This window comes from Labilibacter marinus (assembly GCF_001659685.2).
GTDB classification, from domain to species: Bacteria; Bacteroidota; Bacteroidia; order Bacteroidales; family Marinilabiliaceae; genus Saccharicrinis; species Saccharicrinis marinus.
This window is the reverse complement of record NZ_LXYE02000020.1, coordinates 16,053-41,871: the sequence shown is the minus strand read 5'-3', so window position 1 is coordinate 41,871 and position 25,819 is coordinate 16,053. Positions and strand designations below refer to the sequence as shown.

At 34.7% G+C, this 25,819-nt stretch carries 14 protein-coding genes; 3 read left to right on the top strand and 11 right to left on the bottom strand.

Annotated features, from left to right (window positions below):
• Positions 1-197: 197 nt before the first annotated feature.
• From A8L32_RS09155 to A8L32_RS09145, 3 genes are all read left to right on the top strand, one after another.
• On the top strand, positions 198-1,052 hold the full coding sequence (locus tag A8L32_RS09155; RefSeq protein WP_066630015.1) for a TrmB family transcriptional regulator: 855 nt from the start codon (positions 198-200) through the stop codon (positions 1,050-1,052).
• 10 nt (positions 1,053-1,062) lie between these two features.
• The gene (locus A8L32_RS09150) at positions 1,063-1,800 is read left to right on the top strand and encodes a CPBP family intramembrane glutamic endopeptidase (protein ID WP_143525050.1); all 738 of its coding nucleotides are present in this window, start codon (positions 1,063-1,065) and stop codon (positions 1,798-1,800) included.
• Positions 1,801-1,984: 184 nt separating this feature from the next.
• Entirely contained in the window at positions 1,985-3,268 is a 1,284-nt protein-coding gene (locus tag A8L32_RS09145) for a bile acid:sodium symporter family protein (protein ID WP_083631246.1), read from the top strand.
• On the opposite strand, the gene A8L32_RS09140 is transcribed toward A8L32_RS09145, so the two are convergent.
• The 11 genes from A8L32_RS09140 to A8L32_RS09090 form a co-directional block, all read right to left on the bottom strand.
• Positions 3,269-5,587, bottom strand: a complete 2,319-nt coding sequence (locus tag A8L32_RS09140; protein WP_066630012.1) for an ABC transporter permease — start codon at positions 5,585-5,587, stop codon at positions 3,269-3,271.
• A gap of 25 nt (positions 5,588-5,612) precedes the next feature.
• Positions 5,613-7,940, bottom strand: coding sequence for an ABC transporter permease (locus tag A8L32_RS09135; RefSeq protein WP_066630010.1), 2,328 nt, complete (start codon positions 7,938-7,940; stop codon positions 5,613-5,615).
• A 31-nt stretch (positions 7,941-7,971) separates the two neighbouring features.
• Positions 7,972-10,377 (bottom strand): ABC transporter permease, encoded by a 2,406-nt coding sequence (locus tag A8L32_RS09130; protein ID WP_075590471.1) that lies wholly within the window; start codon positions 10,375-10,377, stop codon positions 7,972-7,974.
• 133 nt (positions 10,378-10,510) lie between these two features.
• The gene (locus tag A8L32_RS09125) at positions 10,511-12,901 is read right to left on the bottom strand and encodes an ABC transporter permease (protein WP_066630007.1); all 2,391 of its coding nucleotides are present in this window, start codon (positions 12,899-12,901) and stop codon (positions 10,511-10,513) included.
• 14 nt (positions 12,902-12,915) lie between these two features.
• Positions 12,916-15,276, bottom strand: a complete 2,361-nt coding sequence (locus A8L32_RS09120; RefSeq protein WP_066630006.1) for an ABC transporter permease — start codon at positions 15,274-15,276, stop codon at positions 12,916-12,918.
• Positions 15,277-15,538: 262 nt separating this feature from the next.
• Positions 15,539-17,917: an ABC transporter permease gene (locus A8L32_RS09115; RefSeq protein WP_075590470.1), complete on the bottom strand. Its 2,379-nt coding sequence runs from the start codon at positions 17,915-17,917 to the stop codon at positions 15,539-15,541.
• 280 nt (positions 17,918-18,197) lie between these two features.
• Complete coding sequence (locus A8L32_RS09110) at positions 18,198-20,564, bottom strand: ABC transporter permease (protein WP_066630000.1); 2,367 nt, start codon at positions 20,562-20,564, stop codon at positions 18,198-18,200.
• Between the two features lie 32 nt (positions 20,565-20,596).
• The gene (locus A8L32_RS09105) at positions 20,597-22,909 is read right to left on the bottom strand and encodes an ABC transporter permease (RefSeq protein ID WP_071797459.1); all 2,313 of its coding nucleotides are present in this window, start codon (positions 22,907-22,909) and stop codon (positions 20,597-20,599) included.
• Between the two features lie 349 nt (positions 22,910-23,258).
• Positions 23,259-23,960, bottom strand: coding sequence for an ABC transporter ATP-binding protein (locus A8L32_RS09100; protein WP_066629996.1), 702 nt, complete (start codon positions 23,958-23,960; stop codon positions 23,259-23,261).
• Between the two features lie 117 nt (positions 23,961-24,077).
• Positions 24,078-24,440: a four helix bundle protein gene (locus A8L32_RS09095; RefSeq protein ID WP_066629995.1), complete on the bottom strand. Its 363-nt coding sequence runs from the start codon at positions 24,438-24,440 to the stop codon at positions 24,078-24,080.
• A 119-nt stretch (positions 24,441-24,559) separates the two neighbouring features.
• Positions 24,560-25,810, bottom strand: coding sequence for an efflux RND transporter periplasmic adaptor subunit (locus A8L32_RS09090; protein ID WP_066629994.1), 1,251 nt, complete (start codon positions 25,808-25,810; stop codon positions 24,560-24,562).
• Positions 25,811-25,819 lie beyond the last annotated feature (9 nt).

The following is a 25,819-nucleotide window of genomic DNA, read 5'->3' as shown; positions in this document are numbered from 1 at the left end:
AATTGTTAACTACTACAATATTTGACTTTAATACTATGATTGTCAATGCTCCTACGACGTAGTATAAATATATAATAATAAATATGGTTTTATCCTATACATTTGCAAGCACAAATCTATTCACACACGTAATTATTTATTTACAGTTTTTGTCGTCAAGTCTGTATAATAAGTGATTTTGTATAAACGGTATATAAATGAAATCAAATAACACACTATATCAGGATCTTTTAGATATAGGATTTAATTTGTTAGAAGCTGAAGTATATATTGGCTTGCTGACAACTGAGCCAATGACAGCATATGGTATTGCAAAGCATTTGAATAAACCAGCTGCTAACGTTTATAAAGCCATGGATACTTTGGCTCAAAAAGGGGCCGTAATTATAGAGGATAATACGAAAAGAATTTGCAAAGCAGTATTGCCGGATGAGTTCATTGGTCATTATGAAAAATCTTTAATTAGAAAAATGACCAAGGTAAAAAGTCAATTAAGAAATCTTGGAAAAACACATTTTGATGAAAGAAGTTATTCAATAAATTCAACAGACTTAGCTTTTGAAAAATTTTGCTCCATGATGGATCAATGCAAGCAAATAGCAATTATTGATATTTTTCCAGAGCCATTTAAAAGGGTGAAATCATCAATTATAGACGCCATTAAACGAGGAGTAAAAGTTCATATACAAGTATACGATCCAGTTGAATTACCAGGTGCAGAAATAGCATATACATCTATGGCTAGTAATGTGCTTGAATATTGGCAAAGTCAACAAATGAATGTGATAATTGATGGAGAGCAACATTTATTATCCTTAATGAATAATGCAACCACAGAAATTCTCCAAGCAAAATGGAGTAATAACCTGTATGAATCAAATATGTTATTAGCAGGGTTTTCGCGCGAGCAGGTGGTTATAAAGTTGTTAAGTCATATAAATGATAATGATTTCTGTGCAAAGGCCAAAGAAATATTAAACAACGAAAAGTTCTTTTTTAATAGTGAAATCCCAGGTGTTAAAAAATTATTTGAACTGTATTCAAGAAAATAAACGAAACGATATGTTAGATAAAATTAAAAGGAATAAACACTTAAGCCTGTTATTTGTAATTGGTGTAGGCGTTTTAATTTTCTTTGCTTCTTCAATGATTGCCAAACCAATTAATAACTTTTTAGGAACCCATGTTCATCTGAATTTTTACACAAAAAATGTAAGCGTTAAATCATTAATGATTATTTTTTCGATGCTGAGCATTTTACTTGTAAACCAAGGCTCGTTGAATGGTTATGGATTTAAAAAGCCTGAAAGTTTAAAATATTTTAAACTGTTTTGGATATCTACATTATTAATAGTGGTATCCACCATTTTAGGAGCTGGTATCTTTAATATTTTGCTGCGGAATTTATTTTCTCCAGATACACCCATTAAATCGTTTCCTCCACCAACATCTATATTGGAAGTAGTTTTAACTGCTGTACTTTGGTCAAGTATTGCAGAAGAAATATTTGTTAGAGGTTTTGTTCAGGGATTTATAAACCAACATAAGCAGTCAAGATTTTTAAAATTGAGTACTCCTGTATGGGTGTCAGGATTATTTTTTGGAGCTATGCACTTTACTTGTATCACATTTATGGATATATGGGCTGTTTGTGCTGTTGTTTTCTTTGCCACAAGCCTTGGTCTTTTTATGGGCTACTATCGTGAGAAAACAAAAAGTATTTATCCACCCATGATTATTCATATTTGGGCAAATATACTGGGGCAAATGCCTGTTTTTATCATGTACTTATTAAAGTAAAAATGCATTTAGTATGATAAAAATTTATCTTATTCAATTTTCACATTAATAGCTCTAAATATTTTAATTTAAATCGTACCAGATATCTATTCGCTTTAAAGCATTGCCTCATCTGTTCAAAAAAGACAATTAGATAATCAGAATATTTCATTATTTTACAAATCAAACATTAGCATCTTTAAAAATGAAATTTGTATATAAGCTATCTGGCATTATTTCTTTATTCTCGATCATATTATTCTCGTATTTCTACTTTTCAGGAAAGAGTCAATTATCTGGTCCTTTTTTAATATTTACATTCGTATCATTGGCAATTGCGGTTAGAGGAAGCGAAAAGCTAAAAGGATTTTCATATTCGTTATTGATTCTTACCGCGGTTACCGCTTCCATGTACTACCCGCAGTATTTTTTGAATTATGGCGAATTTGAATACCAAAGCTTAATTGTTCCATTGCTTCAAATCATCATGTTTGGAATGGGTTCGCAAATGAGTTTAAACGATTTTAAAGGTGTGATGAAAATGCCCAAGGGCGTTATTGTTGGTGTTATCTGTCAGTTTACCTTAATGCCAATATTAGGGATAAGCATAGCTACATTGTTCAAATTTCCACCAGAAGTAGCAGCTGGCATTGTATTGGTTGGCTCTTCTCCTAGCGGAATGGCATCCAATGTAATGTCGTTTATCGCTAAGGCTAACCTCGCTTTGTCGGTAACATTAACCGCCTTTGCTACATTACTTTCTCCTATAATGACCCCTTTGCTAATGCAATTATTGGCTGGCGAATTGGTTGAAATTCATTTTTGGGAAATGATGTATGGAATCTTTAATATGGTTATTCTTCCAATTTGTGCTGGATTGGTGTTTAACCTTTTTGCATTTGCCTATAAAAACAAGAAAAATACCATTATTCAAATAGCATCGTATTTGCTTATCATTTTGCTCAAAAACTTAATAGACTACAATACAAATGGGCTGGACTTTAATAGTTTTGCCACAGGTTTTTCTATAGATGTGCTAATTTTTATTTTACTTCCAATAGTTGGCGTATATATCTTTAAGTTCTTTATAAAAGGAGGAAAAGAATCATTAAATCAAGCGCTTTCCTTTGTCTCAATGCTTGGTATTGGGATTATCATCACCATCATCACAGCGGCAGGAAGGGATAGCCTTTTAGAAGTGGGTTTACTACTGATTTTAGCATGTTGCATTCACAATCTGTTAGGATATAGTTTAGGTTATTCTTTAAGTAAATTATTAAAGATGAAGGAAAAAGATTGCAGAACTGTAGCCTTAGAAGTAGGAATGCAAAACGGAGGAATGGCCTCTGGTTTAGCCTTACAAATGGGGAAGATTGCAACCGTTGGTCTTGCTCCTGCCATCTTTGGCCCATTAATGAATATCACGGGTTCTTCTCTGGCTTCGTGGTGGAGAAACCGGGAGCCAGAGAAGGTTGAAGGTGATGAATAATTACTCATATCGCAATGCCTCTACAGGATTATCGAGGGCCGACTTGATGATTTTATAACTGGTGGCTAGCAATAGCATAGCCAAAACCATTAATCCACTATGAATAAATATATCTGCTGTTAAAGGAAGCTGGCGTGAAAAGGTGGCCACGTACTGCGTACTAAACAGATAGGATATCGGGGTTATGATTACAAAGGCAATTAGAAATCGTATGACAAAGCTTTTTGATAATTCCCAATACACATTCATGATGGAAGCCCCAAATACTTTTTTTACGCCAATTTGTTTTTTGGCGCGTTCGGTAATAAAATGCGACAGACCAAATAGTGATAAAAAGGCATTTAGTATAATGATGATGACAAAAGCATTTACCAAGGTAGCCATTGAAATAAAGGACTTAGCTAATTCATAGGTAATCTCTTTGTAATATCGTAAATTGATAGGGTAATTAGGATTGGCTTGTCTTAGCACCGCTGTGATATGCTGGTGCGCTTCTTGCCTCTTATTAGGATTTACTCTTATCATTAAATTATAGGCTTGTTTGCCTGCGGGTAAAATAATTAAAGGCGTATCATCAAAAATGGGAGGTGCAGCCATGTAGTTACTCACAATTCCCAATACAATGTGGTCTTTATTATTCACTTTTAGCGTTTTTCCAATAGGCTCTTTCCAAGCCATGGTTTCTACTAATAAATGATTAACAAGTACTCCATTTTTTAAATCAGATTTATTGTCGCTAGAAAAATTACGACCACTTTCCATTTTAATTTTAAATAGATCGAGATAACCAGATTCGCAATGAAATTTATTGGCCATTAGTTTGTTATCCGTACCTTTCCATTCCACCGTCATACTAGTTTGCATGCCTGGCATACTTTGCCCCCAAGACACAGCCTCAATAGAGCTATTCCGAAGTAACTCGTTTTTTATTTTATCTAACTTTCCCCACTTATATCCGTTTATGGCTATTACATTTTCGGCATCAAAGCCAGTTATGCTAGCATTTTCGATATAATGACCTTGCCTTTGCGATACAATCATAATTTGAATCAACAGTATTGCAAAAACAAATTGTACGGTTGTTAATACACTGCGCATCTTACTTTTACTTACGGTTGGACTCACCGCGGATTTTAATAGCAATCCAGGCTTTACTTTTGCCATTACCATGGAGGGATAGAATCCTGCCAGAACTACAGTCAGAACAAATAAGGATAGGATGATGAGGTAATATTCTAAATCTAGGTTTAAGCTGATATTTGTATCTACTAAATCATTGAAATAAGGTAAAGCAGAAGATAACATCAACAGGCAAATACCAAAGGCCAATAAGGTTATTAGGAGGGTATCAACCATAAACTGTATGAAAATATCCCTGGATTTTCCTCCGTTAGATAAACGGATACCTACCTCTTGCGTTCGCATAGAATATTGGATGGTAGACTGCGATACATAGTTGAAAATGGCAATGAGCAGGGCAACACAGCCTCCAATAAATAGAAGATATAAGTTAGCCGAGTTGTTCTCAAAAGCACTTCTTAAATGAAAATCTTTGATAGGCATTAAAGCAACAGTGCAATTTTCAATATTAACTGGCAACTCATAGTTGGCTACAATTTGCTGGTTTAAGCTTTGAATATTAGCTGAAGGTTGCAATAAGCAATAGACATCAAAATCTGTAGAATGAAACCCTTGCCTTTCTTTATACAACACCTTAGCCACGTTCCAACTTAAGATAGCGGAAGACTTTAAATGCGTATTATCGGGTAAGTCTTTATAAATACCTTCTACCGTTAAATGAAATATATTTCCATAAATTTCAATCTTTAATACTTTTCCTATCGCATCTTCATTACTAAAATATTTACGAGCCATTACATCGGATAAAATGATGGTATTGCCTTGTCCCGAATATATACCTTGCGTAATATCAAAACTAAACATATTCAGCAAGTCCGGTTCCGCTATCATCATGGACTCTTCCAGAATAGGTGTTTTATCTTTAAAAACAGTGGCATTCTCAATACTTCGTGTACGCACAGCCTTTGTTATGGCAGGAAATTTACCGGGTAAATCAAATGCAGTTTGCGGGAAAGTAGTGGGTAACTGTCGGAAAGCTCCAAAATTGCCATACGTAATGACTTTCGCTATTTGATCGGCTTTATCATGGCATTTTTCATAGCTTATTTCATGATATGAGAAAAGCATAGCTAAAATACCGGTGGCTAGCCCAACAGCAAGTCCGATAATATTTATAGATGAAGAAAGCTTGTTTCTCCAAATATTTCTCCACGCACTTTTTAAGTATTGAATTAACATGATTCAGATTGTTAAGGGTTAGTATTTATTCGTAACGTAAGGATTCCACCGGATTCCGTGTAGCTGCTTTCCAGCTTTGCCAGCTGACGGTGATTATAGTAATACCTAAGGCCGAAATCCCTGCTATGGCAAATATCCACCAGCTGAATTCGGTTTTGTAAGCAAAATTCTCAAGCCAATTTCTCATGATATAAAAAGCGATTGGACATGTTATTATAAAGGCTAAAACAACCCATTTGATAAAGCCTTTATTCAATAAAGAGAGTATTTCTGATGTTTTGGCACCATTTACTTTTCGAATGCCTATTTCTTTGGTTCGATATTCTACCGTATAACAAGCAATTCCGAACAGGCCAAAAGCTGTTAGTAAGAAGCTAATGACGGTAAAAAAGCCTATCATTTCAGCAAGGTTGTCGTAATCCTTATGTAAAGCTTTAAAATCGTCAGCAGGAAAACTATAGGTAAAGTTTTTGTTGGGGAAGTTAGTATTCCATAAAACTTCTAAACTACTTAATGCTTCCTGTTTATGTATACCTTTATGAAATTTTATATTGATGGTTTTAAAAATATCATCAGCTGGTTTGTACGGCATAATAATCGTTGGTTGTACTTTCTTACTAAAAGGTTCAGTATGAAAATCTTTAACCACTCCAACTATTTGAATATGATTACCTCCAATTTCTATATTTTTCCCAATAGGTGAGTCAAGCTGATATTTTTTTAAAAATGTTTCATTTACAATTCCTTGATTTTGATTGGCTTCAGAATTAATGGAATAACCTTCTCCTTTTATTAGATGGATATTATGAACCTTCATAAAATCACAATCCATATTATAACCTAAGGTTGCTACATTATCATCACCTAAAACCAACCAGGCATTTAAGTATGAATTATTGGCTGTTGAAGAAGCCTCCACATGAGCCAAATTATTAACCTGTTCTTTAAAGGTCTTAAATTCTATGTCTGGGATATCTTCTCCTTGTATCTCAATCACATTTGGGTTTACATTGGCAGTTTCAGAAATAAAATTAAGTTGTCGCATATATAAAACCGCAGCTATTATTAATAAAATAGAAAAGCCAAATTGTATTGTTATTAAGGTATTACTAAATACTGTTTTTACGTTAGATGAATTAGTATTGAGTAATTTACCAAAACCTTTCTCCTTAAATTTAATTCCAAGATAAATAGTGGGAATAATGGTTAAGATGGTAATTAATAATAAATAGATAAGAATAACGGTTTTATCTAATAAAAATGAGAGAGAAAGATGTGCACTAAACAAATTATTAAAGATGGGTAATGAGAGTATTACTACAACCAATGAAGCGCAAAAGCCAACAAAAGTGGTGATGAAGGATTCGAGCAATATATGTTTCTGTAATTGCCAATAACTTGCTCCAAGCAACCTTTGAATTGAATTATTGGTGTTGGATTTAAACAGGCGAACCATGTATAAATTGATGAAGTTGAAACAGGCTACAAAAAGTATAGCCAAAGCGGCGAATATGCCTACCTTAACAAAAAGGCTATCACGCTTAAGTAAAAAAGTCCAATTTGTTTGCGACTCACTTTTATCGAAATAAAAATCGGTTAATGGCTGTAAATAATAATTACAATCATTGGTAAACTTTGGAAGCTCTTTAATATCATTATCTATTTTTTGTTGCAGGTTTGCCAATGCATTAGCTTCATTGAGCTTTAAAAATGTTACTCCTCCCCAAAATTCCTCATTATTAAATGGTAAAAGAACATCGTAACTAATAAATGATGCCGTATAAGAATCGTCAATTACCGTTGTAATTTTCTTTAACGATTTATCCTCCTCCATTTCTAAAACCTCCCCTATTATATCAGCAGTACCAAAGACTTTTTGAGCCCAACTTTTAGTTATAGCAACTTCATCGGGAGAAGAAAGCGTTTTACTTAAATTACCAACAACTATAGGGACTTTAAAAAAATCACGAATGGTTTTATCTGCTTGTAGAAAATGGATGTCGTTTGTTTTAAAACCGTTCGATTTAAAAATAGCTTCACTATAAACGGTATTAAATCTGCAGTAGGAGTTTATTTCGGGATAGCGTTTTTTAAATAATGGCGGTACTTTTTTCATAATCCACGAACTCTTTTCTTTCGTGGTCTCCAAGGTCATTGGGTTATCTGTTTTTAGCGCAAAAATCCTATCATTATCAATACTACTATTTGATATTTTCCATTCATTAATTACGAAAGCAGTTAACAGGTTGCAACAAGCAAAACCAATAACTAAACTTAAAATAGCTGTAAACGTAAACAGTTTATTCCGTCTCCAATTTCTTATAATTAGCTTTATACTTGTAGTTTGTATCATGATATTGATTTAGTTCTGTCAATTTGCATTATTACTCATATCTTAAAGATTCCACCGGATTACGTGTAGCTGCTTTCCAGCTTTGCCAGCTGACGGTGATTAGTGTAATACCTACGGCTATCAGTCCGCTAATGGCAAAAATACACAAATCAAGTTGGGCTTTGTAGGCGAAGTTTTCGAGCCATAAGTTCATTGCATAATAGGCCAAAGGACAGGCTATGATAAATGCAAGTGCTACCCATTTTACAAAGCTTAGGTTAAGCATTGTTAATACTTCATGAACTTTTGCTCCGTTTACCTTTCTAATACCAATTTCTTTAATGCGTTGCTGAATAATATTTAAGCAGGTGCTTACTAATCCGAGTATGGTGATTAATACAGATATGAAAGAGAAAATCATGACAACATTAGAAAGCTTTTTGTCTTCAGCATATTGCATTCGGTATTCTGTTTTTAATGCTGTAGACTCAAAAGGACTATGTACAAAAATATCTTCCCAATTGCTTTGTAACACGCTTAACTGTTGCTCTTGTACTTTTCCTGAAAACTTAATAGTGAAATAAACTAGGTTGTTAAGACCATAAATAAAAAGCATTGGTTTTATTTCTTTATGTAAGGAATAATGATGATAGTTATCTACCACTCCAACTATTCTTTTGTTTGGCATATTAGTCATTTGACCAATGGCATCCATAGGGTCAGTAAAGCCAAGTTTGCGCGCCAGTTGCTTATTAATAATTACTTCGTTCTTGATGAGTTCTTTATTGTCGCTAAAGTTTCTTCCTGCTAAAAGTTCGCAATCAATCACATTAAAATAGTCTCCATCACCCATGAGTATTAAATATTTATTGATAGATTCTGGCTTGTTCATTAATCCAAAATTCTGTGTAGTCATCTTTTTGCCAGGTATAGAACTCGATGCAGATAAACCAACAACACCATTTACTTGGTTAGCCTGATTTTTGAACAATTCCATCTTGTTTTGGTAAGTATTAGCATCTTCAGTTACGGGCGCAGAAAGAACAATAATATCCTCTTCATTGAATCCTAGATGTTGATTATCCATAAATTTTAATTGCTGAATTATTCCCAAAACTCCGATAATTAAAATCAACGAAAGAATAAATTGGACAGTCAACATACTGGCTCCTTTCATTCTTTTGACTGTTGTTATATTACTGCCTTTTCGTACTAGTTGAATAGGCTGATATCTGCTTAATTTTAGAATGGGAAATATAGAGGATACCAAAGCTCCACCAACAAACATTAAAAAAACTAAACTCCAAAAGGATAAGTGATTGATGTCTACCGTACTCATTCCCTCAAGATGAAGTAATCCGTATAGTTGTGGACCCAGCACAAAAAAGAGTACTATAGTTATTAAAATAGGAATAAGCACTAATAACATAGACTCCTTAACTAAGGTAAGGATTAAAGATCGCCTTGAGGCACCATTAATTTTACGAATGCCTATTTCGGTAAAGTATTTTGTGTTTTCGTAAACTAAGAAATTTACATAGTTGAGCCACGAAATAAGTAATGTGATGATACCAACTAGCAATAAAATATTTAATGTGGTTTTGCTAACAAAGGTTTCTGTAGGGTGTTGCAGATCATACTTTTTGTAAAAATGTTTCTCAGATATTGGTTCAAGATATGCTTGAGCAAAACCTTTAGCATTGGAGCCTTTACTATTCCAATACTTATCAAGTACTTGAGTGATCTGATTCTCTACTTGGGCAAGTTCTACCCCATCTTCCAGAGTAATATATGACTGACTCGCTTTATATACCCAGCTATCAATCCATTGGCCTATAATTTGAACATAATCATCTAAGTTACAGAGTATCTCAAACTGAATGTTACTGTTAAAAGGCATATCTTCTATTACAGCTGCTACCTCAACTAAAAAAGGAGTCTTTTTATCATAAAGCAGTTCAAAACTTTCACCAACAACATCAACCTTACCAAAATACCTTAAGGCTGCCGATTGAGTTATAATGCCTTTACCTACTTGCAAAGAATTTTCAATGTTTCCTGTAATGGCTTGATAGTTAAAGAAGGAAGGCATCTCCTTATTGGCAAATAAAATATCAGGATTCAAGAAGTCATTCGTACCTATTTTTAAGATATTGGTTTCAAAAATGGAGCAGTAGGTTACATAGGACTTCACACCACTTACCTCTTCATTAATAACTTTAGCTATAGGTAGTGGAGTGTTTGAATAAGTAGTGCTCACATCATTTTTATTCACCTCGTATTCAATATGGTAAATGTTATCCGAGTTAGATAAAAAGCTATCGTAATTTCTTTCTGTGTACACATAGAATACAATGAACAAGAATGTAAACATGCCAAGCACTAAGCCCAGTATATTTCCCCATGTTCGCTTATTTCCAATAAGTTTTCGACGTATAAAATATTTTAAAAATTTCATCTGTTTAAATTTATTTTTATTTGTCAGATGGAACTCCCAAATAAGTTCAATCATTGCCCTGTGTGCAAATTAATTGATTGAACTTGCATGGTCGTTTCATGTTTGTTTATGTTTATATGTGATGGTCTTTTTATTACTCATACCTCAATGCCTCCACAGGATTTCTTGTTGCTGCTTTCCAACTTTGCCAGCTGACCGTTATTAAGGCTATACCTAAAGCAATAACTCCTGCCAAAGCAAATATCCACCAGCTGAGTTCTGTTTTATAGGCAAAGCTTTCTAGCCACTTGCCCATGGTGTAATAAGCAATTGGGCACGCCAATCCAAAGGCAATGGCAATCCATTTTACAAATCCAATATTCAACATAGTAAGTACCTCAGAAACTTTGGCTCCGTTTACTTTTCTAATACCGATTTCTTTTACTCGATATTGAGTGATTAATAGTGATATACCAAGTAATCCCATCGAACATATTATTAATGCAACAATGGTAAAAATAGATAGTAATTTAGATTGAAGCACTTCGGTTTTGTACACCTTATTATACATGGCTGTTATATGCTCATACTGTAATGGGTAATTGGGGTATAAAGAATTCCATACAGTTTGAATATCTTGCATGGCTTGCTTTTTCATTTCGGGTTTATATGCTACTACAAAATTAAGCAGCCACATATTTTTACGTTTAAAAAGCACGAGCGGTTCAATCTTAGATTTTATACTTGATAAATTAAAATCTTCAACCACACCAATAATTTTGCCTTTGGGAATCTCAATTCCTGGATACATAAAATTAAGCTTAAACTCTTTGCCAATAAGCTCGTCTGCATTTGTGTAATTTAAACGATGCATAGCAGAACGGTTAATTATATATTCGCCTGAACCTTCATTGTCTTTATTATTTGAGGAGAAGTTTTTCCCGCCAATAAAATTTAGATCAAACAAGCTAGCAAAAGAGTGATCGCAAGGAAATACGCCAATCTTATCAGTATTCTTATCCTGTACTTGTGAGTTATAGCCTTCCATTTCAAATGGGAACATGTCGTTGGCCTCTCCTCCAGGAGGTTCTAACATGGCCGAAACCTTTTCAATGCTATGATGCTTTATTAACTCCTCTTTAAACACCTCAAACTTATCTTGTACGTTAGCATGAACTGATTCAAAACAAAATATATTATCATCGGCCATTCCTAAGCCCTTACTTAACGCAAAATTGGTTTGACGGGTAATAACAATTACGGCCACTATTAAGGTAATAGATACAGCGTATTGAAAAATCACTAGGCTTCTGCTAACAGCTTTCCCTTTGTAGTTAATATTGCTTAAGTGTGATTTTTTAAAAAAAGAATGTACCGAAGTTAAAACAGGAAGAGTACCTGAAAGGACCGATAAAAACATAAATCCCGTCACTATAATAAGCAAAAACCATGCACTGTTATCAAACAAGTGTAATCCAAAAGTATCTTCAAGTACTTTGCTAACAGGAAATAAAATGAGTATCGAGAGCACTATGGAAGCAGAAACAATAATAATTCCTTCTGAAGCAAAGTATTTAAGAACTCCTTTTGTGGAGGATCCTAATATCTGATTCACAAATAGCAACTTATTACTAAACCCTGCCATACCTATACTCAGGTTTGCGTAATTACTGATAGCGATGAATAGCAAGATTATTGCCGCAATAGCTAATACATATACATTTGTAATATTACCATTGGGTTCTATTTCTCTATATTTATTGGAATACAGATGTATGTTTAGCAAGGGTTGAAGGTATGCTTCTATATTTTTATTAAACTCAATATCTCCGGTTTCTTTTACAAGATGATTAATCTTCTCCAAAGATGCAGCCATATTGCTTTTGTCAGCCATCTTTAAATATGTCCATGCCCAAGCAATTTGCCATCCAGATGGTGGTGTTGCAATAAAATCTGGATGAAAATGGCTATTGGGTGGAAAATCCTTCATCACACCGTTTACCGTAAAAGTCAACTCTTTCTCGTAGTATTGTCCTGAAGGAATGGATACTATTTTACCTATTGGGCTTTCATCCCCAAAGAGTTTTTCTGCAAAGCTTTCTGACATCAACATAGATGCCTGATGCTCTAAAACCGATTCTTTATTACCAAATATTAGAGAAGCATCAAATACTTTAAAAAAGGTGCTATCGCAAATGAAACCCTGCAAAAGGTTATAATTCATTTTATCGTATTTAACTATACCTCCTTTTACAGGTTCTAAACGCAAGTATTCCTCAACCGCTGGTACCTGATCTTTTAGTTCTTTAACAATGGAGCTATTGAATGTTCTGGCAAAGTGTTTTCCTCCTAAAACTTTTGGATTAGTAGTAGTTAAACGATATACTTGAGCCGCATTGGAATGGTGCCTATCATAGGTTAACTCATTTTTTAAAAACAACGAAATAGAAACGATACAAGTCAAAGCCAGACTTAACCCAATAATTTTTATCAGGTTTAAGAATGGCCTTTTCTTTAAATTTCTAAGAACTACTTTAACTATCATAAATTCATTATTTACTATTCATACCTCAATGCCTCCACAGGATTTCTTGTTGCTGCTTTCCAGCTTTGATAGCTGACGGTCATTAATGCAATGCCTAAGGCTGAAAATCCTGCTAAGGCAAATATCCACCAGCTGAGTTCTGTTTTATAGGCAAAGTTTTGTAGCCATTTATTCATGGCGTAGTAGGCAATAGGGCATGCGATAACAAAGGCTATGGCTACCCACTTTACAAAATTTACATTTAACATGGATAGAATTTCAGCTACTGTTGCTCCATTCACTTTCCGTATTCCGATTTCCTTAATTCGCTGTTGGATGACAAAAGCTGAAATAGCAAATAAGCCTAATATTGCTATTGATAAGGCTAACATCATAAAGTAGCTGAACAAAGTGCGTGTATTTTCTTCAGCTCTATAAAGCCTATCAAAACGATCATCAATAAACTGATAGTTGAAAGGAGAATCCATCAAGTTATATGGTTGCCAAACTTTTTCAATGTAAGCTAAAGTATTACTTAAATCATTCGGCAATAATCTTATTGAAACCCTATTGTAGCTTGATGGATCTTTGTACAATATTACTGGAGATACTGAATTATGTAACGATTCGTAATGAAAGTCTTCCACTACACCAACTATCTTACCTTGTCTGCCACCGTACTGCATAAATTTACCTAAGGCACTTTCTGCGGTTTGCCAACCAAATTTATTTATGGCTGTTTGGTTTAGTAAATATTCTGCGCCAAGTGGCTTTTCATCACTAATATTTTTTCCTGCTATCAGCTTCATCTGATAAGTGGATAAAAAGTGTTCATCAATTCTAATATTAGCTAATCTAAAATCTACAGACTCTAGTTTGTCGTTATTTTTAATATTAGCACCATTTGAATCTGCAAGCATTTGCGAAGGAATCCTTTTGGAGCCTGTTACAGATAAAATATTTGGATTTCGCTTCAGTTGCTGTCTGAACGTTTCTAGCTTTTCGATAAGATGCGGGGTTGCACTTATTGTTAGTACATTTTCTTTACTAAACCCTAAACTTTTATCCTGGACATAGTTTAATTGTTTGTTTACCGTAATAAAAGCCATGATTAAGGCTATTGAAACAAAAAACTGAAAAACGATCAATACTTTTCTAAATGGCAGATTTCCAATTTTAGCCTGGCTTAATACACCATCCTTATTTGATTTATAGGATAATACTATAAATGCTGGATAAGTCGCAGATAAAAGACCTACAATGATTGAAAGAATAATTAATCCGCTAATCATTTCTTTGTGTTCATTAAAACTTAAAGAAGTGGTATTTTGAAAAATATTATCTAATTGAGATAAGCCCATTGGTGCTATCATAAATGCTAAGCAAAGTGCCAATACGCAGAATAAAATAGATTCAAGCATGAGTTTTAAAGTAATTGAAGTACGTGATGCCCCCAATACTTTTTTTATTTGTATTTCCTTCATCCTTTTTAAATAAATGGCAGAATGAAGGTTCATGAAATTGATGCTTGCCAGAAATAATATCAATAAAGAAGCTGAAAACAATATATAAATGTAAGATCGATTTCCGAACCAATTAAAGTGTATGTCACTGAGCTTCTCGATACGTAATTTTGTCCAATCAGTACCGTTGTTTAAATACTTGTCAATAAATAAATCAAGTTTTGAATTTATATCAGCAGGCAAATGTGGAATTAATGCATAGGTTTCGTAATTATTACTTCCCCAGTCTTTTAATTCCTCCTCTCCAACATAAGCTTTATAGGTAGAAAAGGAAACAAAAAATTCAGGACGAAAGTGACTGTTTGTACTCCAGTCTTTAAAAACACCCGTTACGCGTAATTTATATTTTGCGCCAGATTGATCATTGAATTCTAGCGTGTTGTCAATGGCATGCTCACTCTCAAAGTACTTAATAGCCATAGATTCAGAGATGATAACGGTTAGCGGTTCAACTAACAAGTTACTATTGGCGTCTACCCCTTCAAAGGTGAATATTTTAAGAATATCCGGTTCGGCAAAACAAACATCTCTTTCCTCAATGGTTTTTTGGCCCAATGTAAAAAGCAAACTGGAGTGACTTACCCTTGCTATATTTTCTATTTCGGGGAAATCATTTTTTACCAATGGAGCTACTGGCGGAGCAACAAAAGGGAGATGTAGGTTTTCCGTTCCGTTGGCATCATACCAATATCTATGGAATCGATATATGTTATCACTATTCTTATGAAACCGATCATAGCTTAGCTCATTTTTTATCCAAAAACTGATTAATATGATGCATAAAAATCCGAATACTAAACCCATTGTATTGATGGAAGAATACAATGGATATTGTTTTATAATACGTATGATATCTTTAATTGTCCTTTTCATAAGAATACTGATTTATCAATTAATTTCTATTACTCATACCGCAATGCTTCCACGGGATTACGGGTGGCTGCTTTCCAGCTTTGCCCGTTTGTGATTACCCCTAAATCCCCTAAAGGGGACTTTCTGGCAGCTCCAATTTGGCCTTGCATTCATTTATTATTTCAGTTATGACCTGACTCATATCTTTTCATTTATTCTCTATACACTGTAGTTTTTGCCGGTTCTCCCTTTAGGGAGTTAGAGGGTGCAAAGACGGTCGTTATTACTCATGCCTCAAGGCCTCAACAGGATTACGGGTGGCTGCTCGCCAGCTTTGCCAGCTTACAGTTAGTAAGGCTATTCCTACTGCTAATACGCCTGCCAATGCAAATATCCACCAGCTGAGTTCTGTTTTATAGGCAAATGATTCTAGCCATTTATTCATGGCATAATAGGATATGGGGCAACTGATTAAGAAGGCAATTCCGACCCATTTGATGACATCTATATTAAGTGTAGCTAATACCTCATGAATTTTGGCTCCATTTACTTTGCGAATACCTATCTCCTTGCGTCGCTGTATCGCAGAAAAAGAGATCAAACCAAACAGGCCTAAACAGGCTATGAAAACTGCAATAAGCGTGAATATTCTTATAAGTGAACTAAATTCAACTTCTGAGGAATAGAGTGCTTCAAATTCTTTATCTAAAAATTGATACTCGAATGGTACATTTGGTGAAAAGTCTTTCCAAGTGCTTTCTATAGTTGTTATTGTATTGTTTATATCTGTTCCTGAAATTTTAATATTAATGCAAGAATTCCAAGGAAGATAGGCTAGCATGGATGGTTCTATTTTACTATGTAGTGAGTTGATATGAAAGTCTTTTACTACACCAATTATGGTGATATCGTTATCTAAAAATTTCACAACCGATCCTACTGGATTTTCAAGTTCCATTTTTTTAACAAAGCATTCATTTACCAGCGCAGTGTTATTTAAATCACTTTTAATCTTCCACGAAAAGTTGCGACCTTCAATAAGCTCAAATCCATAAGTTTCTATAAAATCAGGATCAATAGTTGTAGCACGATAAGTTCTGAATTCATCATTTACTTTGTGTTTTGAGGTGATATTTAGGTTTCTAACAAATATGCCATTTGAGCGGGCAACATTTTTAATAGTAGGATTTTTCAGTAGAGATTCTCTAAATGCTTTATACTCGTTATTAATACTCGAGCCTCCAGACAGATTTATAATATGTTCTTTGTTGAAGCCAAGCTCTTTGGATTTCATAAAATCCACTTGTTTTGTAACAACAATTACAGATATTACAAGGAAAATAGATACTACGAATTGAGAAACTATTAATACATGCTTTAATGTATTTCCTCTTTTTCCTTTATGAAATTCCTTTTTCAGACTTTGTACAGGTGCCATATTTGTTAGTATCCATGCAGGGTAAATACCTGCTAGTATACCTATAGTAATTACGCCTGCCATCAATGTAAGTACAGCTATAAATATTTTTCCAGATTCCATAATGGTTTCGAAACCAGTGAAATCATATAAAAATGGATGGAGCAGATAGCTTATGGAAAGTGCTAAAATTGCAGCAGTTGTGGTAAGCAGAATAGACTCAAATATAAACTGATAAAACAAGGTGCTTTTTCGAGAGCCGATCACCTTTCTTATACCAATTTCTTTGATTCGGGTGGTAGAAATTGCAAGTGATAGATTAATATAGTTAATAATGGCAATAACAAGTATGATTATACCTATTAGTAAAATTAAATATACCGATGAACGCTTAGTGCCACTTGCAAAGTGAACCTCTTTAAAAGGAACAAATGTTAGCTTATATTCCTTTGCTCTCGGACTGCCTTTGTCTGCCTGCCAGCGCTCCAAAACACGTTTGTTCCAAAACTCAGGTGATTCAGTATTTAATTGCTTAGCCAACTTAGCATTTGATATTTTGACATAAGTACCAAAACCCCAGTTGCTCCAATCTTCACTAATATTCCCGTTGCGTATATTATGGTAGGGGATAGTTGACATGGAAACTAAACCATTGTATTGTATGGACGAATTAGAGGGTGCATCTTTAATTACACCCTTAATGGTGAAACGATAGCTTGCACTTGGATAATTACTGAGATATTCAATTTGTTTTCCTGTTGGGTTTTGGTCTCCAAATATTTTTTTTGCTAAATGCTCAGAAAGAATGATTGAATTTGGAGTGCCAAGGGCATTATTTACATCTCCATATAAAAGCTTAAAGTCAAAAAAGTTAAAGAAGCTTGGGTCTGTAAAAATAAAATCAGTCGTTTTGAAAGTTTCTGTTCCCTTTTTTAAATAGCCTTCACTTCCTCCTCCATACCATTCATCTAAACGTACTACATCTTCTATACCGGCAATATTATCTTTTAAGAACTGTGCCGTTGCTGATGGGATAGACCTAGATTCTCCTAAATGAATTTTGTAGATATTGTTATGCTGTTGATGAAATCCATCATAGCTAAATTGATGATCTGTATAACGTACAATTAATATAAATACAGCAATACCAATAGCAAACCCAATGATATTAATAGATGAGTGCAGCTTGTTACGTAACAAGTTTCTAATAATGATTCTTAGGTTTATATTTCTTAGCAAATTCATAGTTGTCGTGTTTATACTTATTCATACTTAGTGCTTGCCATAGCTAATTACTCATACCTCAAGGCCTCAACAGGATTACGTGTAGCTGCTTTCCAGCTTTGCCAGTTTGTGATTACCCCTAAATCCCCTAAAGGGGACTTTCTGGCAGCTCCAATTTGGCCTTGCATTCATTTATTATTTCAGTTATGACCTGACTCATATTTTTTCATTTATTCTCTATACACTGTAGTTTTTGCCGGTTCTCCCTTTAGGGAGTTAGAGGGTGCAAAGACGGTCGTTATTACTCATACCTCAAGGCTTCCACGGGATTACGAGTGGCTGCTTTCCAGCTTTGCCAGCTGACGGTCATTAATGCAATGCCTAAGGCTGAAAATCCTGCTAAGGCAAATATCCACCAGCTGAGTTCTGTTTTATAGGCAAATGATTCTAGCCAATTATTCATAACTAAATATGAAACAGGACATGCAAAAAGAAAAGACACCGTTATCCATTTAACAAAGTCCATATTTAACAAGGTTAATACCTCTATAATTTTAGCTCCATTTACCTTTCTAATTCCAATTTCTTTACCTCGACGATCAATGGCAAAAATGGATAAACCAAACATTCCTATAATGGCTATAAAAATGGCCAATAAACAGAAATACAGTATCAGGTTACCCATTTGTTTTTCTGCATGATATACTGTATCCACTTCATCCTCAAAAAAGCTATATGACATAGATCTTCCGTTACGATATTTTTTATACACATCAGTAATAAATTCAAGAGTAGCCTCTTTGTTTTTACTATTTATTCGCACATTTAGTGTATTAATACACTGTGGATCATAAACCATTACTAATGGTGCAATTTTGTGATGAAGAGGGCGGTAATGAAAATCTTTTACCACACCTATAATTTCATATTGACTATTTAACCTTGTTAAGATAGGATCACTCACATTTAGTTTCTTTACGAATGACTCGTTTACCACAACAGGAAACTTCCTACTCTTAAAGGCTTTTTTTGACTCTTGTTTGTATTCTTCAAAACTTTGAGAAATAAATCTTCCTCTCTCAAGAGCAAGTCCATAGGTTGATGCAAAACCTTCATCAACCCAAAATAGAGATCCTTCGATACTATCAGGCCCCGCTTTACTATTGTACCCAAAGGTAGTTTGCCACATAAAATCGACAGGCGCACGTGCAGAAGAAGTAACTCCTAATATATTAGGATTATCTAATAATGCTTGCTTAAAAGGTTTATTCCTATACCAAAGGCCAGTATGAATAACTACAATATCACTTTTATTAATTCCTAATTCTTTGTTATTGATGTATTGCAATTGCTTAAAAACGGTTGTAGTTGCTACAATAAAAATAATGGCAATTGTAAACTGAATAACAACCAAAGCTTTAATAAATAAAGCCTTTGATCCTTCCGGATTTCCTCCTTTAAAGATTAAGACTGGATTAAAAGAACTTAGGTACGAAGAAGGAATAAAACCAGATAAGGCTCCAACAATAATTGAAAATAGGAATACAACCAAAATTGGTATAGGTAAGTCGCTAATGTGATATCCCTTATTAGTTAAGGAAGAAAACCATGGAAGTAATAAAGCAGTTAAGCCTACTGCAATAACAAGAGCTAAACTGGTTTGTATAACTGATTCGCTAATAAACTGAATGGATAATGCACTTTTTTTAGATCCGGATATTTTTCTAATTCCAACTTCCGTGGCTCGATCCGACGATCTGGCAATGGTTAATGAAGCAAAATTCATGGCAGCCATAATCATTATTAGTACAGCTAAACCTGAAAATATCCAAACATATTTGAAATGACCAATGTGCTTATCATTTAAATATACCTCATAATCTGTATATAAATGAATATCGGTAAGTGCTTGAAACAATAGCCTATCATTAGTTTTGGTATATTTTGATAAATGATTTCTAATGTTCTTTTTAAAGTCTCTAGTTATTACAGCGTTTTTAGATAGTTTAATATAGGTATGGTCAAATACAGTCAAGCGCCAATTGCTTCGTATATTTTTAGCAGGCAACAAATAGTCAATCTGAATATGGCTTTGATCTGGGATATCAATAACTCCACCTACTTTATAAAGTATTTCGTTATACTTATTACTAAGTATTGTTTTACCTAAGGCAGATTCATTTCCAAACAACTTATTGGCCGTTCTTTTAGAAAGAATGATGTTATTTTTATCCTTTAAAGCTGTTGTTTGTGATCCTTCGATAAACTTAAAGCCATCAAATACAACGAAAAAGCCATCGTTTACCCATGCTCTTCTAGCTTCAATCTTTTTGCCAGTTTCTTTTACAATTAAAGGAGAATCTTCCGAGCTAAAACTAATTAGGGCTGCTTCTTCTATTTGCGGATAGTCTTCCTTTAATGTTGCAGCTAAAGCTCTTGCACTATTAGCAGTTTTCTTTAGTTCTCCTCCCTTTCTTGATAAGGTAAGAACCCTATAAATATCTTCATGAGAAGGATGAAATTCTTCAAATCTAGTTTCATCCAGAACCCATAAACAAATTAACAAGGATGCGGTAATAGCAATAGAAAATCCGGATATGGAAATAAAAGAATAAACGGGTTTTCTTTTAATATTGCGCCAGAGTAGCTTTATGTTTGTTTTATTCATCAGATTAAGAAAAAGTATTTACTTTAAAATGTTTACTCATACCTCAAGGCTTCCACGGGATTACGAGTGGCTGCTTTCCAGCTCTGCCAGCTTACTGTTATAAGTGCTACCATCAAAGCAATGAACCCTGCCAAGGCAAATATCCACCAGCTAATTTCTGTTTTATAGGCAAAGTTTTCGAGCCACTTATTCATGGCATAATAGGCAATAGGGCAAGCCAATATATAAGCCACAGCTACCCATGTCATAAAGTTTTTATTAAGCATGGTAAGTATCTCAATAACCTTTGCTCCATTTACTTTTCTTACGCCAATTTCTTTGGTTTTTTGTTGCACGTAATACATCGACATAGCAAACAAGCCCATAATGGAGATAATAACTGTAAGTAAGGTGAAGTACTTTATTAGTTGTCCAATTCTATTTTCACTTTCGTACCATTGGTTAATACTTTCATCCATAAAGCTCATGGTTATGGGTAGGCCATGTGTAAACTCGGTATAGGTACTTTTAACTTGCTGAACTGTATTAAAGGTATTTTTGTTAGATACCTTTACCATAATGCTCCAAACATCTTGCTTAGGCTGGAGACTAAAAAATATAGGTCCAACTTTTTCTTTCAGTGCTCTAAAATGAAAATCCTTAACAACACCGTATACAGGTCGGGCTTTTCCAAAAATTTCAGCGGATGTAGGATTGTTAGGAAGCTCCATCATTTTTACAGCTGTTTTGTTTAGCAGAATGGCATTGTTAGAGTATGCTACGCCTGTTAGCTTTACTTCCATATTCATCATCTTAAAAAAAGAAGAATCGACATTAAAAGCTTGGAAGCTAATCATCTTCTCTTTGTATTCCATGGTGTAATTATTTCCTCCATCAATGGGATTTCCTTTTACATAGCAAACATGTTGTACGCCCGCTATAGCTTCCAATTGAGACTTAAAGGCATTGCGCTGATGAGCACCAATGGTATTGTTAATAACCAGTACATTGTCCTTGTTATAACCTAAATCATAATCACGCATAAACGAGGTTTGTTTATCGATGAATAAAGCCCCTATAATAAGTATCACTATAATGAGATACTGGAAAGTGATAAGTCCTTTTGAGTAGTAGGCTTTACTTTTTAAGCGGAATACGCCTTTAACCACATCAACAGGATTAAAATTAGAAACCGTAATGGCAGGTATTATTCCTGAAATTACTCCTATTAAGATGGCTCCTAAAGCAGTTGTTACAAGAAAATGAAGACTTATAAAACTGCTTAATTCTAAGTTTGTATTTAATAAATAATTGAATATTGGTTCAGCCTCAAAACATAAAGCTAAGCCTATGAGATAAGAAATAAATGTAATTAGTGCTGACTCAAAGGTGTACTGTATTAATAGGCTGTGGCGCTTACTTCCCATTAATTTTTTAACGGCAATCTCTTTGCTTCTGTTGCCTGATTGAGCTACCGTTAAGTTAATGTAGTTTAAGATAGATAGTAGTAATATTAGTATAACAATGCTTGAAAGAACGCGAAGTAATCTTTGGCTACCTTGTTTTATACCAGGAGAATAAGAATCTCCAAAATATACATCAGTTAAGGGTTCAAATACAACCTCCTTAGCTTGTTCTTTTTCATACATCCAGTTTACTTTGGTATATAATTCAAGAATATCGGGTGCTCTGGAGGCAAAATTTGTATGGAGTTTTTCCATAACATATAAGCCAAATGAGTTATTGTCATAGGTAGTCATCAGGTTTGGGGAATTCCATTGTATTGCTAAAGAAGGAAAATCGATGAGTGCATCAACTTGTTTGAAGTGTGTATTTTCAGGAAAGTCCTTCATAATACCACCAATTTTAAACTTTACATTATCGTTCACTTGCAGTAATTGACCTATTTCAGGTATTTTACCATATAACTTTAGCGCGTATGATTCTGTAAGTACAATAGATTTATGCTGTAGTGCTGTTTCTATATTTCCTTTAATTAATGGAAATGAGAACATCTTAAGGAAGACAGAATCCACCATTAAGTAGTTGATTTTAAACTTCTCTGTGCTGTTGATGGAAATATATCCTTCCCTATCGTATGTGCGTGTAAAGCACTCTATTTCGGAAAACTTATCCATTAAAGCCGGTCCACTAGGAGGGGCAAAACCTGAATACTCATCATGAACCAATCGATATACCCTGTCTTTGTTTACGTGAAACTTATCGTTTGAATACTCTTTTTGAATATACACCGTTAAAAGCGTTACAAACATTAAAGAGATAGCGAAACCAAGTACCGTGATAAGTGTATATAACTTGTTTTTTAATAGATGTTTGATAAAGGTTTTTAGGTTACGTAGTATCATGATTTTCTTATTATTTCTGAATAGTTAGGTTTTGATTAAGTGTTTTATTAATTCCTCCAAGTCTACTGAAAGAACCTCCGCATCTGCTGAAACGTCACTAAGTCGTTCAGGAATCATTCTATGTCAATGAGGAATTGCTCAAGGTCACATAGTAATTATTCCAGTTCACTCGAAATGACTCAAGGTCATGCAGGAACCATTTCAGGTCACTCAGAAATGACTCAAGGTCATACAGGAATCATCCAAGGTCGCTTTGGAATGGCTCAAGGTCATATAGGAATCATTTCAGGTCAATTGTTTTGCTCTTCGCTCCCTGCCCTTCGCCCTCTGCTCTCCGCTCTCCGCTCCTCTACATCATCGACAATTCGCCAATCTCCTTTTTCATTTCTTCGGTAATCACCTGACCATCGAAAAGGTTGATTACACGGTGTGCATAATCCGAATCGCGATGCGAGTGCGTTACCATTACTATGGTGGTTCCTTCGCGGTTAAGCTCGGTTAGCAGGTTCATTACCTCTTGTCCGTTTTTAGAATCTAAGTTACCCGTAGGCTCATCGGCCAATATCAGTTTTGGGTTAGCTACCACTGCACGTGCAATAGCTACACGCTGCTGCTGTCCACCGGATAATTGTTGTGGAAAGTGTTTGCGACGATGACCAATCTTCATTCTGTCCAGTACTTTTTCAACCATTGCCTTACGTTCTTTGGCTTTGTACTTTAGGTAGATCAATGGCAGCTCAACATTTTCAAATACATTCAGCTCGTCAATCAGGTTAAAGCTCTGAAATACAAAACCGATATTTCCTTTGCGCAGTTGAGTTCTGTTTTTCTCTTTCATGTTACCCACCTCAGTACCATCGAAATAGTAGTTTCCTTCACTTGGATTATCTAGTAATCCCACCACATTCATCAAGGTTGATTTACCACAACCCGAAGGTCCCATTATGGCCACAAATTCGCCTTTTTCAATATGGATATTTACACTATTTAGCGCACTGGTTTCTATGTCTTCGGTGCGAAATACTTTTTTTAAATTCTCTGTTTTTATCATTTTTTCAGCTTGGGGCACAGAGCAAAGGGCTTATGGCTATTTGCAAGGTGCTTAGTTTATATTGTTAGTTTGAAGCATTGTGTAAGATGAAATAGCATCTTGCCTACGCATCTATTTCTATGTCTTCAATAGCGTTTTTCTAAAATTCGAAATCTTACGACTCAGTATGTCTAGTTTATTTAAGTTCTCATCTAACTGTTCCTTGCTTATTATCTTTCTATTAAAAAGGACACACATAATGTTTGCACATTCAAAAGCAGAACGTCGGGCATAATTTAGAAAATTTGCAAAGTCTTTGTCAGAATACGAACCCGAACCTTCTGCTATATTATTTGATATACTTAAGGATGCAGCTCTTAATTGTTCAGCGACTCTATAGCTTCTTGACTCAGATAGGATATCTGCCAATTCAAAGAAGGTGTCATTTAAAGCAATGGCCTCCTTCCATATATCCAAATTCATAAATCTAAATGTTGCCATGTTTTATCAGTTTTATTGGTTAATATATTTAAAACCAAAATAATGAATTTCTATTATTATAAATAGTTGGCCCCTTGCCCTTTGCTCTCCTCACCACGCCCTCTGCCCCTTGCCCTTCGCTATTTCAATATTATTCGGTCATTCTCCCCAAACAAATCATAGCTCGATATAATTACTTTTTCACCAGCTTGTAGGCCTTCTATTACTTCATAGTATTTAGGGTTTTGTTTTCCGATTTTAATATTGCGTTTAATGGCTTCGGTACCGTTTTGGTTGAGTACATACACCCATTGGCCACCTGTGCTTTGGAAAAAACCACCGCGTGGAATCAATACGCTTTGTTCTGGCTGACCGAGCTCTAACTTAATATGGTAGGTTTGTCCTGTTCTGATATTATTTGGACGTTCACCTGTAAACACCATGTCAACTTCAAACTGACCATTCCTAACCTCAGGATAAACCTTTTTAATGTTTAGGCCAAAGTCCGTATCATTTCTTTCGAAAGAGGCCTGAAGTTTACGTTTAACTCTATCAATATAATGCTCGTCTATCTGTGCGCTGATTTTAAAGTCGGTGAGTACATTCACCAAACCTAATCGTTGTCCTCGGTTTATCGACTGACCAATTTCTGCATTTAATAAACCTAGCTGCCCGTCGTATGGTGCTTTTACATGTAGGTTATCTAAACGTTGGCGTGCCATTGCAAGACTTAGACGAGTATTCTCCAAACTCTCATCCATTTGTTTTTTTTGCACCGATCTGAAGATAGAGTCCTGAACCATTTTTTGGTAGGTTAGCTCTTGTTCACGAATAGATAAATCGTATTCCTCTTTGGCTTGAATGTAATCTTCTTTGGCAATTAACTCTTCCTTAAATAAACGCTCATATTGACTATGTTTTCTTTTGGCTCTAACCACTTGCAAGTCCATTTGTAATTTCGAGCGTTTATTCGAAATTTGCTGTTGTTCCATCTGTATCTGCGTGTTTCGCATTTCGTTGGCGTGGTACGCTAACTGCGATTCACTATTCATGATAGAAGTATTTAGATCTGTATTTTTTAGTTTAAGAATAACATCACCTTTGCGAACCATTTCGCCTTCCTCAATATAAATTTCCTCTACTTTTCCACCTTCTTCCACATCTAAATAAATGGTAGAAATAGGTTCTACCCTTCCAGGGATGGTGATATAATCATTAAACTGCCCATCGATAATTGCACTTATGGTAAGCTTGTCTTTTTCGGTGCGGTAAACCGATTGATGACTGCTCAAGGAAATCTGTACAATCAAAGCAATAAATAGTAGTGCACCAGCACCCCAAATAATATGCTTTTTCTTTAATCCCTTTTTCTGTTCTATAACTTTATCCATCGACATAAT